General features: G+C 67.2%; 11 protein-coding genes. 8 read left to right on the top strand and 3 right to left on the bottom strand.

The window, feature by feature from the left end; genetic code table 11:
• The first annotated feature begins 51 nt into the window (after positions 1–51).
• Together J0J10_RS16840 and J0J10_RS16845 are read left to right on the top strand one after the other, a co-directional pair.
• Positions 52–2,184, top strand: coding sequence for a sensor histidine kinase (locus J0J10_RS16840; RefSeq protein WP_291647606.1), 2,133 nt, complete (start codon positions 52–54; stop codon positions 2,182–2,184).
• 84 nt (positions 2,185–2,268) lie between these two features.
• A complete protein-coding gene (locus J0J10_RS16845; RefSeq protein WP_291638155.1) occupies positions 2,269–2,961 on the top strand; it encodes a response regulator in 693 nt (230 codons plus the stop codon).
• 7 nt (positions 2,962–2,968) lie between these two features.
• Here the strand turns inward: J0J10_RS16845 and J0J10_RS16850 are convergent, their stop codons facing one another.
• From J0J10_RS16850 to J0J10_RS16860, 3 genes are all read right to left on the bottom strand, one after another.
• Positions 2,969–3,400: a hypothetical protein gene (locus J0J10_RS16850; RefSeq protein ID WP_291647611.1), complete on the bottom strand. Its 432-nt coding sequence runs from the start codon at positions 3,398–3,400 to the stop codon at positions 2,969–2,971.
• A gap of 5 nt (positions 3,401–3,405) precedes the next feature.
• Positions 3,406–3,942, bottom strand: a complete 537-nt coding sequence (locus J0J10_RS16855; protein WP_291647612.1) for a hypothetical protein — start codon at positions 3,940–3,942, stop codon at positions 3,406–3,408.
• A 219-nt stretch (positions 3,943–4,161) separates the two neighbouring features.
• Positions 4,162–5,268 carry a helix-turn-helix transcriptional regulator gene (locus tag J0J10_RS16860; RefSeq protein ID WP_291638152.1) on the bottom strand — a complete coding sequence of 369 codons (1,107 nt, stop codon included), beginning with the start codon at positions 5,266–5,268 and terminating at the stop codon, positions 4,162–4,164.
• A 573-nt stretch (positions 5,269–5,841) separates the two neighbouring features.
• Here J0J10_RS16860 and J0J10_RS16865 point away from each other — a divergent pair.
• From J0J10_RS16865 to J0J10_RS16890, 6 genes are all read left to right on the top strand, one after another.
• On the top strand, positions 5,842–7,125 hold the full coding sequence (locus tag J0J10_RS16865; RefSeq protein ID WP_291647613.1) for a GNAT family N-acetyltransferase: 1,284 nt from the start codon (positions 5,842–5,844) through the stop codon (positions 7,123–7,125).
• Between the two features lie 197 nt (positions 7,126–7,322).
• Positions 7,323–8,426, top strand: a complete 1,104-nt coding sequence (locus J0J10_RS16870; protein ID WP_291647615.1) for a GNAT family N-acetyltransferase — start codon at positions 7,323–7,325, stop codon at positions 8,424–8,426.
• Positions 8,427–8,433: 7 nt separating this feature from the next.
• Positions 8,434–9,642, top strand: coding sequence for an FAD-dependent oxidoreductase (locus J0J10_RS16875; RefSeq protein WP_291647617.1), 1,209 nt, complete (start codon positions 8,434–8,436; stop codon positions 9,640–9,642).
• A gap of 28 nt (positions 9,643–9,670) precedes the next feature.
• A complete protein-coding gene (locus J0J10_RS16880; RefSeq protein WP_291647619.1) occupies positions 9,671–10,834 on the top strand; it encodes a GNAT family N-acetyltransferase in 1,164 nt (387 codons plus the stop codon).
• A 216-nt stretch (positions 10,835–11,050) separates the two neighbouring features.
• The gene (locus tag J0J10_RS16885; protein WP_291647621.1) at positions 11,051–12,418 is read left to right on the top strand and encodes an O-antigen ligase family protein; all 1,368 of its coding nucleotides are present in this window, start codon (positions 11,051–11,053) and stop codon (positions 12,416–12,418) included.
• Positions 12,400–13,878 (top strand): right-handed parallel beta-helix repeat-containing protein, encoded by a 1,479-nt coding sequence (locus J0J10_RS16890; protein WP_291647623.1) that lies wholly within the window; start codon positions 12,400–12,402, stop codon positions 13,876–13,878. The genes J0J10_RS16885 and J0J10_RS16890 overlap by 19 nt, the downstream gene beginning before the upstream one ends.
• Positions 13,879–13,880 lie beyond the last annotated feature (2 nt).

Here is a 13,880-nt window from a genome sequence, read left to right on the forward strand (position 1 = left end):
AGCCGCATATTGCAGATTGCCGTCGTCATTTGCCTTGCAGCAACGCTCGGGGTGCTCGTGACCGTTCTGCGCCAGCCTTGGCTCGGCCTGACGCTTGTCGGCGAGCCATCCGGCGACAAGATTCTGATCACCGCTGTCCATGCCGGTGGCCCGGCGCAAGGCAAGGTCGAACCGGGACAATTCATGGCGATAGCCCGCGCCGCTACTCCTGAGACCGCCATCAGCCTGATCGCGACCGACGTCATTGAAGAACCCGATGTCATCGACAGCTACGAGCTGATCAGGGCCTTCTTCGCCAGGCAGTCGCTCCTGGCCTCGGTCCTCGCTTCAGGCGAGGTCGCGCTGCATGTCGCGACGCCGGACGGCGCGCCGTCGATCCTGACGATAGCCCCATCACAACGGCCGCTGACGACGCTGCCTTCGGCGTTCTGGGTGCAGATCGTCACCGGCCTGGGCTCACTGCTCATCGGCGCCTGGGTACTAGCCTTGCGCCCCCGGGACCTGTCGACCCGGCTCTTCGCCCTGTCGGGCGCGATGATCATGCTCTCGGCCTTCGCGGCGGCGATCTACTCCTCGCGCGAGCTCGCCATCGACGGCAGCCTGTTCCGCTTCCTCGCCGCGCTCAACAATATCGGCGCGGTCGGCTTCGGCATCGTGGTCATCTGCCTGTTCCTGGTCTATCCGCGCCGGCTCGTCCCCAATTGGGTGCTGGGCCTTCTCAGCGGCACGGTGGCGCTCTGGATCCTGCTCAACCTCGCCCATGCCCTGCCGAGCCCGCAAATGGGCGCGCAATTGCCGACCCTTCTCGAGATGCTCGCCATTATCGGCCTGATCATCGTCCAGCGCTTCGCCGTGCGCCGCGATGCGCGCGGCCGCGCAATGCTGCGCTGGATCGGGCTTTCGGTGATCATCGGCGCCCTGCCCTTCATAATGCTGATCAGCAGCCCCGTGCTGTTCGACACCGCCCCCGCCGTCCAGCAGGGGCACGCCTTCGGCTTCTTCCTGCTGATCTATGCCGGCCTCGCGCTCGGGGTTTCGCGATACCGGCTGTTCGACCTCGACGAATGGGCGTTCCGGATTCTCTTCTATGCCGGCGGCCTGCTGCTGCTTCTGGCGGCCGACGGCCTGCTGATCATGCTGCTCCATCTGCAGCCGACCGCCTCGTTCGGCCTGTCGCTGCTGCTGGTCGGCTTCGCCTATCTGCCGCTGCGAAGCCTGCTCTGGGAACGGCTGGTCGAGCGGCGCAGCGTCGAGCGGCACGAACTGTTCCAGGCGGTCATCGACATCTCCTTCACGGGTTCAGCCACGGAACGCTCGCGGCTCTGGCGCTCGCTGCTCGGCCGCCTGTTCGAGCCGGTCGATCAGGTCGTGACGAGCGAGGCCGTCACCCAGGCCGCAATCCTGCGGGACGGGCTCGACCTCGCGGTTCCCGCAGTCGCCGATACGCCGGCGCTCACCCTGCGCTATGGCTGGGCCGGACGGCGCCTGTTCGGCTCGCGGGACGCAAAGCTCGCCGAGCAGCTCGTCAGGATGATGCGCTATTCCGAAGCGAGCCGCAGCGAGTACGAGCGTGGCCGGACGGAAGAGCGCCACCGCATCGCCCGCGACCTGCATGACGATGTCGGAGCACGCCTGCTCTCGGGCCTGCACAAGAGCGGGGTCGACGACGTGCAGCGGGTCCTGCGCGACGCGCTCGCCGACATCCGCTCGATCGTCGGCGGACTGTCCGCCGACTGCCTGCCGCTCTCGCAGGTTCTCGCCGCCTTGCGGCACGAGACCGGAGACAGGCTCGACATGGCCGGCATCGAGCTGAGCTGGCTGCTCGAAGGCGAGGAGGAGAGCGACTGCCTGCTCGACTACCCCGTCTATCGCGGACTGATCTCGCTTCACCGCGAGATCATCACCAACGTCATTCGCCATGCCCATGCCAGTGCGGTCGAGGTCAGGCTGCGCCTGTCGGAGGGCATGCTGTCGATGCGCATCCGCGACGACGGCGACGGCATACCGCCGTCGACGGAGGAGGCACGGACCGGCCACGGGCTTCTCGGCATCCGGCGACGCATCGCCGAACTCGGCGGGGAGATCGCCTTCGAGCCTGTCGAGCGCGGCACCAGCATCGCGATCTCGCTGCCGCTGCGCCGCATCGCGCATGGCGGTGAGCCGGCCAGGACGGCGCAGCCATGATCCCCGCGATCACGGGGTCGCGAGCGGATCAGGCAGAGCCTATCGTCACGATCCGTGCCCCTTCCCGGTAATGACGCAACCTGCATGACGGACAGAACAGAGCCGCAGCACCGCGCCGACCGCACCGGCCTCGTCATCGAGGACAGGCCCGACACCAGGCGCTGGCTCGTGGCGATGCTGAAGGCCGCCTTTCCCGGCATCACCGTACGCGAGGCGACATCCATGGCGAGCGCGCGGGCACGGCTGCGCGACGAGCGGGGGCGCGACCGCGCCGAGGGCCCGCAGGACATCGCGCTCGTCGATATCGGCCTGCCGGACGGTTCCGGCATTGACCTCATCCGCGAGATCGCGGCGCAGCATGCGCGCTTCAGCCCGATCGTGACCACGATCTATGACGATGACCAGCATCTGTTCGAGGCCATCGCGGCCGGGGCCCAGGGCTATCTGCTGAAGGACCAGCACGAGGATACGATGGTGCGCTACCTGCACCGGATCGACGCCGGCGAGCCGCCCCTGTCCCCCTCCGTCGCCCGGCGGATTATGACGCATTTCGCGCGCCGGCAGCCCGAGCCCGCCGCCGAGCCGGTGATGCTGACGCCGCGCGAACAGGAGGTGCTCGCCCTGATCGGAAAAGGGCTGCGTATCCCCGAGGCCGCCCAGGTCCTGGGCCTCACCTCTCATACCGTCGCCGGCTATGTGAAGAGCGTCTATCGCAAGCTCAACGTCTCGTCGCGGGCGGAGGCGGCGATAGAGGCGGTCCGGCGCGGAATCGTCTGAGGAACGATCAGCCGGGCGCGGCCGGGCGATCCAGCCGATAGGCGAGTGCCGAAAGGAAGCCGCCGATCCCCGCCACGAACACGGCCAGACCGATGGCGCCTTCGTCCTCGAACAGATAGCCGGCGTAAGCGGCCCCCCACCAATTGCCGGCGAGCGTCCCGACGACGACCAGCAGGAGGCGACGGCCGCGCCGCCAGCGCAGGACAAGACGGTCCGAGACCGGCAGGGCGATCAGGGCGGCCGGCGCGACAATGGCCAGAAGATGGAGCAGCGCGGCGGCGAGGGGAGCAAAGCCATGGCTGGCGATGCTGAGGAAAAGCAGCATGGGGAAGAACAGGCCGCCGGTCGAGACCGAGAGCACGATCGCGGCGGCCAGCAGACCGCCGACCAGCCCGACCAGCAGGGCCCACAGGGATCGCCCGGGCCAGATGCCGGGCAAGGCTGTTAACGTCGCCCGCATGAGGCCAGCACGAAGGCCGAACGACTGACGATCTCACGCTCGCCGCTGCCGCCGAGCTCAGCGGAATCGTACCAGAGCGTCGGGCCGAAATCGGGCAGGAAAAGGATGGCCGGCGCGGCTGATCCGGCCCGGGGAGCGTCCGCGATCTCGGACAGGTCGCGACGCAGGGGAATGAGGCGCAATGGCGTGGCCGGCTCGGCTGTGTCCGACGCGGCCGCGATGGGCTGGCCGCGCTCGGCGGGAGCGACGCTCGACGGGTCGCGGATCGCTTCAAGCGTCAGGCCACCATAGCCATTGGCGGCCTGAATGCGGAACCAGTAGCTCTGCCGGGCCGTGCGAACGCGCAGAAACAGATTGGAGGCGGCAGTGCCGAACGATCCTGCCGCCAGCAAGGCCAGCTCTGTCCCCTTGTCGCCCCGCTGGACGTAGCGCGCGGATTCCGCCGGACAGGGCCCGGCGGCAAGGGCACCGGGTATCATGGCAGGCGTCAGGACGGCCAGACAGGCAAGGCGGGCGCGCATCGAAACCTCGCGGATCTTCGCGGACAGCCTAGGGAGCCAGCAGTCACCGCTCCATCCCCGGAACAGGGGGCTCTGTATCGCGAGGATTCCCGACATCCGGACCGGGGGATGCGCAGCTCGAAAGCACGGCAGCGTCCGCTCCAGGAAATGACCTCGAGGCCGTCCACGAAGTCGGGTCAACTCCATCCGCCCCGAACCCCCAGCTCAGTCAAAGCAATGCTATGATCCGCGCATGCGCTCGATGAGCTGGAGCAGCTCGCTCTGACGACGGGTGTGTGTTTTCGAGAAGATCATCTTCAAATGGTCGCGCACCGTTCCTGAGGTGATCCCGAGCGTCTGCGCGGCGGAAACGGGGTCCTCCCCGGCAGCGAGGAGGAGCGCCGTGCGCGCCTCGGCTGGCGTCAGGCCGAATGCTTCGCGCAGTTTCTCCGGCGTCGGAAGCTTGCTGCTCTCGAGGTCATTGACGGTCAGCAGGGCCCTGGCGCCGGTGAGGATATCCGAAAGGCCGGCGATGATCGGCATGGCCTTGACGATGAGCGGCCGGCGTCCCAGTCGACGAAGCACCATCCAATGCGGCTCCGTCCGGGTAACGGAGATGCCCGGTGCCAGGACCGTGGCGATGAGTGCCTGCAGGCGTTCGCTGTTTTCCGCATGCGTCGTGCGCAGCACCCCGTGCGACAGGGTGAAGTCCGACCCGAGCAAAGCTTTCGCATCGGTATTGAGGCGGATGACCCGCCCGGCCGCATTGAGGAGGAACGCAGGCCTTTCAATCAGCTCCATCGTATCGAGCACAGCTTCGGCGCGCTGGGTCGACAGCGTTTCGATCAAGGTCAGCACGCGAGCCAGATGGTGCCGAAGACCCGACAGAGGTCGCAACTCCTCATATGTGAAAGCGTCTTGCCTGGAGTTCCTGAGCATGACTAGGCCGTAATGCTGGCCATCTCGCGAGAACCCCAGCGTACCCCACCACGGCAGGTCCCAAGGACGGAGCCATTCGTTATGGTAGGCGCTGTTGCGCCGCTCCTGCTCGGTGGAGACGTCGTGCTCGATCAGCACTTTCCGCCCTTGGCGGAGAAGCGGCCAGGCGCGGTAACCCCGCAAGTCGCGCTTGTACCAACCGCTGTCGAGAAAGTCGTCGATTGGAGCGACCAGTTCGGGCGAAACCGGCCTCGCGATCAACGTCTTGCTGCCGACATCGGTCGCCAGGCACGCCCCGACAGCATTGGCCGAGCGAGCAATGTCGTTCAGGACATCCGGCCAGGTCTCCGGGGCGACCACGACATTGTAGAGCTTCTCGAGATCGAGGCCGTTGTCCTTCTCGCCCATGGCTTGTCCTCGATACCCGCACACGACATGCGAAGCAGCCCTCATCAACTGGCGACGCGGGCACCCCACCCCAATCGGGATATGTCGAACCTAGGGGAATTTGTAGCTTAGAGAGGCGTTTTCGACGCGATCAAAATTTCATAACCTAGAATTTATTCTTATCCATCTCCGAGAATTCGGCTTCAACGCACAATTTTTCGTTCCATAGGATCAGTGTGCTGAACGCCGGTCTTCGCTTCTTTCGCCGTCCACTTCCAAACCTCCCAGCTTTTCTCGATGCAACGGCCCCTGGGGATCCGACGGCCCGGCTTTAGGCTGTTCAGTTGCAGGCGCTGCTGCGGATCGGACGACGGAAGCACTCCGTCGCCTGCCGGGCCGCGACCAATGCGAAGCGCTGACCGCACCCCCGACATTTCCGCGGCAGTCGGCACGGCGTGCGGTGTTGCCGCCTGGATCGATCCACGGCGCGCGCTCCGGTCGGAGTACCGCGTCAAAATGGGGTTAACCCGTTTGCCAGAAGCGCCCTCGGAGGGCGGAACCGTATAATGGCGCCAACCCTCGGGGAGAGCGCTGGTGCAACAGGGTCCCGTCGATCTTGTGGACGAGTCACGCCGTCACGTTGCGCGGCAGGTGATGGATGACCTCGGCGAGGCCACCATCTCGGTCGAAATCACCACGCCGGAGCGTCTGGCAACGATCGAGCGGGAATGGCGCGACCTTTCAGGCCGCGCTCTGGCCGACAACGCCTTTCTGGAGCCGTCGCTCATCGTAGCGGCAGCCGATGCGCGCGCGGCCGAGATCGCGGTACTGCTGGCCTGGAGCGCGCCGCAGCCCGATACACCCAGTCGACTGGTCGGTCTCTGGGCGCTGGCGCGCCAGCACGCATTTCCGTTTCTGCCGGTGCCGATGCTCAAGACGCCGGTGCTCGACCACGCCTTTCTCGGCACCCCCGTGCTCGACCGCGACAACGCCGCCGCGGCTTTTTCGGGCATGCTGGACGCGATCGCCACAGAGCGCTCGCTGCCGGATACTCTGAGCATCGGAAGCCTCGATGCGAGCGGGCCCGTCGCCGCTGTCGTCGCTGACGTCCTGGCGCGGCGCGGCTCATCCAGCACCCGGCTCGAAACCCGGCTTCGTCCCGCGCTGCTTAAATCGGTCGCAGGCAGCGGGGCCAGCCCGGTCGCGCCCAGCCGCGCCAAGGCGCTGCGCAAGAAACAGCAGCGACTCGGGCGCCAAGGCCTCGTCAGCTGCACGCGGCATGCGGGCGACAGCGAGATCGCGCCGGCCATCGAAGAATTCCTCACGCTCGAGGCTTCGGGCTGGAAGGGGCGCAAGAGCAGCCGTGGGCAGGCGATCCTGCGCACGCCGGCGCTGGCGAGCTTCTTCAAACGGACGATCGTCGCGCTGGCGAACCGCCATCAGGCCCAGATCATCGCCCTGCGCCTCGACGGGCGGGCCATCGCCATGCAGGTCACCGTCCAATCCGGCGAAACGGCCTTCACCTGGAAGTCCGCCTATGACGAAGCCCATCGCGCCTGCGCCCCCGGGCTGCTGCTGCACCAGGAGGTCACCAACCGCTTTCTCGCCGACCCCGCCTTGCATGCGATCGATTCCTGCAATCATCACGATACCGGTCACATGGCCGAATTCTGGGCCGGCCGGCGTGAGGTCTCGGATCTGATCATCACGGTGCGGCCGCAGCGAAGCCTGGCCTTCGGACTGGTCAGCACGGTGGAGATCGCCCATCGCCGCCTGCGCGCTATGGCTCGGCGCATGCGTGCGCTGCTGCAGGCGGCAAGGCAGCACCACGCCGCTCCGGCTGTACCGGCGGGCAAGGCCGGCAAGGTGCAGCCGTGAGCGAAAGCGCTGCCCTGCCGCGCTTCAGCCGGGTCTCGCCAGCGGGTGAACCGCTCCGTTTCGCAGATGATCAAGCAGCAAGCCCGTCGCGGCCGGCGCAGACGCCACGGATACAGCTGGCGAGCGCCCACGACTTTGCCGACCTGCGGGACGATTGGGCCGATCTGGTCAGCCGCGCAGCAATCCCGAACGTCTTCATGGATCCAGCCGTAGCGACGGCATTCGCCTGCGCCTGGCCGGATCGGGTGCGGGTCCTGTTGGCCTGGACCGACGATCAAGAGGCGGAAGTCCCGCCGCGGCTTCTCGGCGCCTGGCTGCTGGTGGAGCGTCACACCCGGCTGAGCTGGCCCTGGAAGGCCCTGGTCTGCCCGCCGGGGCCGGTCGCCTATCTCGGAACGCCGGTCATCGACGGCAGACAGGTCACGACAGTCCTTGCGGCGATGCTGGCGGCGGTCCGCCGGATGCCGGAGCTGCCCAAGCTGATCCAGGCCGGCGACATGTCGGGGGGCTCCGCGGTGACGGACGCTCTGGAGACCTTGCTGGACAGCGGAGCCGGCAGCTCGCGGCTGCTGGAGACGCGGATTCGGGCTGGCCTGACCTCTTCCGACGACCCGAAGGCCTTTTGGGCCGCCTCGATGTCGCCGCGTCGGCTGCAGGGCTTCGCCCGCAAGCGACGCCAGCTGAGCAAGGAGGGCGAGCTGACGCTGAGCTTCGTCGACGAGCCGGCCGCGGTCACCACCGCGCTGGAGGAATTTCTCCGGCTCGAGGCCTCGGGCTGGAAAGCCGCGCGCCACAGCGCGCTCGCATCCAATCCGGACACCCGGCGTTTTGCCTGCGAGCTGGTTCTCGGCTTGGCTGAGCGTCGGCTGGTCAGGATCGAGGCGCTGCGGCTGGACGGGAAGCCGATCGCGATGTGGGTGGTGCTGCTGTGCGGAAACGCAGCCTTCACCTGGCGCACCGCCTATGACGAAACCTATAGCCGCTTCTCGCCCGGCGTTCTGCTGCTCGAGCATACGACGATGCGCTTGCTGGCCGATCCGACGATCAGCTTCACTGATTCCTGCAATCACCGCGACACCGGCCAGCAGGCCGAACGCTGGCCCGAGCGCCACGAAGTGCGCGATCTGCTGATCGATGTCGCGCCCGGCCGAAAGCTGCGCCTGCTCTTCCTGGCGAGCCGCGAGAAGGCCTATCGACGTGGCCGCGAGGCGGCGCGACAGCTCTACCACCGTCTGCGCCCCATCCTCGCCCAGTTCCGGCGCCGGCTGCGTGGCGAGGCTGCCAAAGACCCGCAAGAGTGAGGACGCCATGGCGCGCTCGGCAGACATCGTCATCGTCGGAGGCGGGCTTGCCGGAGCAAGCGCCGCCGTGATGCTCGGCCGCACGGACCATGAGGTCCTCCTGATCGACCCCCATGACCCGCCGCGGCCGGATTTCCGCTGTGAGAAATTCGACCCCTCGCAGATCCGCCTGCTGCGGCGCATGGGCCTGGACGGGCTGGTCCTGCCGGCGGCGACGCAGAATCGCGAGCTCTGGGTCGCACGGCTCGGGCGCCTCGCCGACAAGCTCGCCGTCGAACAATACGGCATCCTCTACCAGCCACTGGTGCGGGCAGTTAGACGGGGCATCCCGCCGCAGGTGCGCTTCCTGAACGGGACCGTGGCGGCGATCAGCCTGAGCGACGATGAGCAAACAGTCACGCTCACGGATGGCGAGGTCGTGACGGCCCGGCTTGTCGTGCTCGCCAACGGACTGAATCGCGCCCTGCGGGGCTCGCTGGGAATAGGCTGCCAGACGCTCAGCCAGACTCATTCGGTCACGGTCGGCTTCGATGTCGTGCCGACCGCGAGCGCGCGCTTGCCCTTCGACTCCCTGACCTATTACGGCGAGCGGCCACAGGATCGGATCGCCTATCTCACCCTGTTCCGTCTCGGCACGGTGATGCGCGCCAACCTGATGACCTATCGCGGCCTCGACGATCCCTGGCTCAAAGCGATCCGCGAAACGCCGGAAGCCGCGCTGACGAGCGTGATGCCGCGGCTGGCCGCGCTGATCGGCCCCTTCGCGATCCAGGGCACGGTACGCGTGCGACCGGCCGATCTTTATGTCTCGACCAATATCGAACAGCCGGGCGTGGTGCTGGTGGGCGATGCCTTCGGCACCTCCTGTCCGGCGGCTGGAACCGGCACGAACAAGGTGCTGTGCGATGTCGAGCGGCTCTGCTCGGTGCATGTGCCACGCTGGCTGGCGACGCCCGGCATGGAAGCGAGCAAGATCGCCTCCTTCTACGCCGACCCCGAAAAGCGTGCGACCGACCTGTCCTCGCGCCGCGCGGCCTATGCGCTGAAGGCCCGTTCCCTCGCCGATGGCCTCCTCGGACACGCAGCCGGCTACGCACGCTATGTCGGCCGCCTGGCCAAGGGATTCGCGCGCCGCGGGCTCGCGCGCCTGCGCAGCCTGTCGCAGCAGGCGGGTAGACTCTCCTGGAGGCGCGGCCCGGCACAGGCTGGCCGATGAAATCTCTTGATCTGCGGGAGGCGGCAGCATGAACGAGTCCGTGCCTTCGATTCATTTCCTGTCCGCGGTCGACTGGCCGGAGACGACGCTGCGCTGCGAGGAGGCCGCCTGGGACGCGGAACTGCTCGGCCCCTGGCGCGACCTCGAAAGACGCAGCTCCAGCACCAGCTTCTTCCAGAGCGCCGACTGGTGCGAGGCATGGGTCGAGGCGGCACAGGCCTGCGGTCAGCCGGAAACGCCCCGGATCGCGACCATCTGGCGCGGCCGAACGCTGGTATTGCTCTGGCCTCTCTCCGTCCGGCAGCTCTCTTTCTGCCGGATCCTGCATCATCTCGGCGAGCCCGCGACCCAATATGGCGACGTGCTGATCGACAAGCGGGAAGATCGCGACCTGCTGTTCGGCATCGCCTGGGACATGGTCCGCAACTGGCATGATGTCGACACCATCGAGCTGCGCCGCGTCCGCGACGAGACGGCGCTCGCCAGCCAGCTCGCCCGACATCGGGTGGCAGGCTCGCAGGCGAGCGCGCCGATGCTCGATTTCCGCAGCCTCGACGGCGGCAGCGCCGACGGCCAGCGCACCGGCCGCACGCGGCAGGCGCTGCGGCGGCATCAGCGCCAGCTCGCGGAACATGGGCCGGTCAGCTTCGTGCTGGCACAGCGGCCGGAGGAGCAATGCCTGCTGATCGAGCACGCATTCGCGCTGAAGCGGGTCTGGCAACAGGAGAAGGGGGCCGTCAGCGCCGGCTACGCCCATGGTGCGAGCCTGGGCTGCCTGCTACGCCTCGCCAGGGAGGGCTGGCTTCTGGCGGCCTATCTGCGTACCGGCGACGAGATCGCCGCCATCGAGATCGGCGCCGTCAGCCAGGGACGCTACTGGTCCCTGGTCCAGAGCTACGACCTGCGCTTCGCGAAACATGCTCCCGGCCGGCTGCTGTTCTGGCATCTGCTGGAATGCTGCCCGGAACTCTCGATCGACGTCTTCGACTTCCTGGCGCCGGCGCATCGACACAAGCTCGAATGGGCGAACAGGGAGGTCCCGATCGCGGACTATCTCATCCCGGTCTCGCGCCGCGGCCGCCTCGCCGCCACCTATCTCGGGCGTATCCGTCCGGTGCTGCGTGAATGCTACCACCTCTTGCCCTCCGGACTGCGCCAGCACGCCGGAAAGCTGCTGCACCGGTTGGGCTGAAGGCCATGTCGGCCGCATTGCTGCGCCAGCCGGGGTACCTCCGCCGCCCGCTCGACGGCCTGCCCCCGACACGTCTTCAATGGCCTGGAGCAGTTTCGAGCGAAGCGGGCACCGATTCGCATGAAGAAAGCGCGATAAAATAGAGGATTGGAGCGTTTCCCCGATTCAACAAAAAACGGAAACGCCCCGGCGACGAGCAAATGAGAGGCGCCGAGCATGCCGCTACACCTCTCTGTCGAGATGCCGGCCAGCTTCGCCGCGGCACCGCGAGCACAGGCGCGGCCGGATTGGGGCGATCGCTATCTCGGGCTGCTCTGCTTCGTGCTGGCGGGCTACGCGATCTTCGGCAAGGGCTTCGCCTATGTCGGCGTGCCCCCGCTGTTCATCGGCGAGATCACGCTCGTGCTCGGCGTGCTCGCCTTGATGGCATCGCGCAGCTGGATCGCCATGCTGATGACGGTGCCAAGCCTCGCGCTCCTCGCCTTCATGGGATGGGTCGCGGTGCGGACCGTGCCGGGCATCCCGGTCCACGGCTTCGATGCGCTGCGCGACAGCGTCATCGCGCTCTATGGCACCTTCGCCTTCATCATCGTCGCACTGCTGCTGCAGAAGCCGGCACGGCTCGGCCGGCTGCTCGGCACCTATAGCCGGTTCGCCTTGCTTTACGGGCTTTCCGGCGCGGCCCTCGCCTATACCACCAGCTCGCTCTCGCATCTGCTGGCCTGGCCGTTCTCCGGCGTGCCGGTGGTCTATGTCCGCATGGGCGAGGCGGCGGTACATCTGTGCGGCGCGACCGTTTTCGTGCTGCTGGGCTTACGTCGCGTTCCCTGGCCCTGGCTCGTTGCCGTGCTCGTCGGCTTCCTGATGATCGCGATCAGCCGCGGGGCGATGCTCGCCTTCCTGCTACCGGTGCTTCTCGCGGCCGTACTCGGCGGTCAGGTGCGAAAGCTCATACCGATCGCGGCAGGAGGCGGCGCGGTGTTCGCGATCGTCCTGATGTTCGGCCTGCAGGTGGAGCTCGAAAGCGGGCGGGTGATCGGCCCGACCCAGCTGATCAACAATGTCGAGAGCATCATCGGGCGCAGCGAGGCCTCCAATCTCGACGGCACCAAGACCTGGCGCCTGCGCTGGTGGCAGGCGATCCAGGACTACACGCTGCGCGGCCCATATTTCTGGACGGGCAAGGGCTTCGGCGTGAATCTCGCCGAGGATGACGGCTATGTCGTCGGAGCGGAGGGGGGCGGTGCTCCGGTCCGGGCCCCGCACAACGTTCATCTCGGCATTCTGGCAAGGGCCGGAGTGCCCGGCCTCGGCCTCTGGATCGTGCTGCTGCTGTGCTGGTTCGGCATGCTCGTGCGCAGCCATCTCGTCGCGTTGCGCCATGGCGACGAGCGAGCTGCCAAACTGTTCATATGGATCGGCTGCTACGGCCTGTCGATGCTGATCAACGCCTCCTTCGACGTCGCACTCGAAGGACCGATGCTGGGAATCTGGTTCTGGTCGATCATCGGGCTCGGCATCGGCAGTTCGATGCTGCAGGATTTCGCACAGCGCCGGAGGCCGGCATGGCCGCCGAGCACCTGAAGGCCGCGGCAGCAGGCATGCTGCTGCTCGCCACCGGCCCGGCAAGCGCGGCGGTTCCGGCGGCCCCTGAACCGCGGCCCGCCTCCGCCTGCCCGGCCGGCGCAACTCGCATCACGAGCGAGCACTCGCTCTCGCAGGCCGTCGCGACGGCACCGAACGGCACCGCCTTCTGCATCGAGGCCGGGCTGCACCGGCTGCAATCGGCCCAGCCGAAGCGCGGCCAGCGCTTCTTCGGCGAACCGGGCGCCATTCTCAGCGGTGCCGCGATCCTCGCTGGCTTTCGCGCCGTTGCCGACGTCTGGGTCGCCGCCGGGATCGCTGCCCCCGGCCCGGCCAACGGGGTCTGCAAGACCGGCTACGAAGCCTGCCAGTGGCCGGAAGCCCTTTTTCTCGACGGCAAGCCATTGCAGGCGGTCGCCGACCGCGCGCAATTGCGGCCCGGCCGCTTCTTCCATGACCGGCTGCGCAACGAATTCCTGATTGCCGAAGCTCCCGAAGGGCGCCTGGTTGAGATCGCGCGCGCCCGCTATGCCCTGTTCGGCGCCGCCGCCGACGTCACGGTCCAGGGGCTGGTCTTCGAGAAATACGCCAACCCGCCCCAGGAAGGCGCAGTCCGTGGCGACGGCCCGAACTGGCGGATCGAGGATTGCGACTTCAGGCTGAACAGCGGGGCCGGCGTCTCGGTCGGCCCTAACGGACAGGTCCTGCGCAGCAGGATCCACGACAACGGCCAGATCGGCGCCACGGCCGACGGCACCGACATCCTGTTCGAAGGCAACGAGATCTTCGGCAACAACCGTTCCGGCTTCGATCCGAGCTGGGATGCGGGCGGCATCAAGGTCACGGTCAGCCAGAACGTCATCTTCCGGAACAACAACGTGCACCATAATGACGGGCCGGGTCTGTGGTGCGACGAAAGCTGCGTGAACACCACCTTCGAGGGCAATCGCGTCGCCTATAACAGCTCAGCCGGGATCTTCTTCGAGCTCTCGTCGAAGGCCGTCATCCGCAACAATGTGCTCTGGCAGAACAATCAGGCCGGCGCATCCTGGTACTGGGGCGCCGAAATCCAGATCGCGGCCTCGGAACAGGCGCTGGTCCACGACAATGTCCTGGTCGTGCGCGAATCCGGTCGCGCGATCATGCTGATCGACCAGAACCGCTGGAAGGTGGGCGGCGGCTTCTACAAGACACGCGACAACCGCGTCACCGACAACGAGATCACCTTCATGGGCCGCGGCTCGGCCGGCGGCGTCTCGGTCTCCGACCCGAGCGCGGAGAATTTCGCGATCATCGAACGCGGCGGCAACCTGTTCGACGGCAACCGCTACCGGACCATCACCGGCGCACCGGCACCGCGCTTCGTCTGGGGAACGGTGGAGATGGATTTTGCGAACTTCCGCGCCCGCGGCCAGGAAAAGCAGGGTAGCCTGACGGCCGGTGCCAGCGTGCCGCACTGACC

This window comes from Allobosea sp., assembly GCF_017308075.1.
Classification (GTDB): Bacteria; Pseudomonadota; Alphaproteobacteria; order Rhizobiales; family Beijerinckiaceae; genus Allobosea.

What these genes read in the sequence shown, in the direction of transcription:
- J0J10_RS16890 (WP_291647623.1), top strand. Translation starts at nt 12,400, where the DNA reads ATGGCCGCCGAGCACCTGAAGGCCGCGGCAGCAGGCATGCTGCTGCTC.
- J0J10_RS16880 (WP_291647619.1), top strand. Translation starts at nt 9,671, where the DNA reads ATGAACGAGTCCGTGCCTTCGATTCATTTCCTGTCCGCGGTCGACTGG.
- J0J10_RS16855 (WP_291647612.1), bottom strand. Translation starts at nt 3,942, where the DNA reads ATGCGCGCCCGCCTTGCCTGTCTGGCCGTCCTGACGCCTGCCATGATA.
- J0J10_RS16885 (WP_291647621.1), top strand. Translation starts at nt 11,051, where the DNA reads ATGCCGCTACACCTCTCTGTCGAGATGCCGGCCAGCTTCGCCGCGGCA.
- J0J10_RS16875 (WP_291647617.1), top strand. Translation starts at nt 8,434, where the DNA reads ATGGCGCGCTCGGCAGACATCGTCATCGTCGGAGGCGGGCTTGCCGGA.
- J0J10_RS16845 (WP_291638155.1), top strand. Translation starts at nt 2,269, where the DNA reads ATGACGGACAGAACAGAGCCGCAGCACCGCGCCGACCGCACCGGCCTC.
- J0J10_RS16870 (WP_291647615.1), top strand. Translation starts at nt 7,323, where the DNA reads ATGGATCCAGCCGTAGCGACGGCATTCGCCTGCGCCTGGCCGGATCGG.
- J0J10_RS16860 (WP_291638152.1), bottom strand. Translation starts at nt 5,268, where the DNA reads ATGGGCGAGAAGGACAACGGCCTCGATCTCGAGAAGCTCTACAATGTC.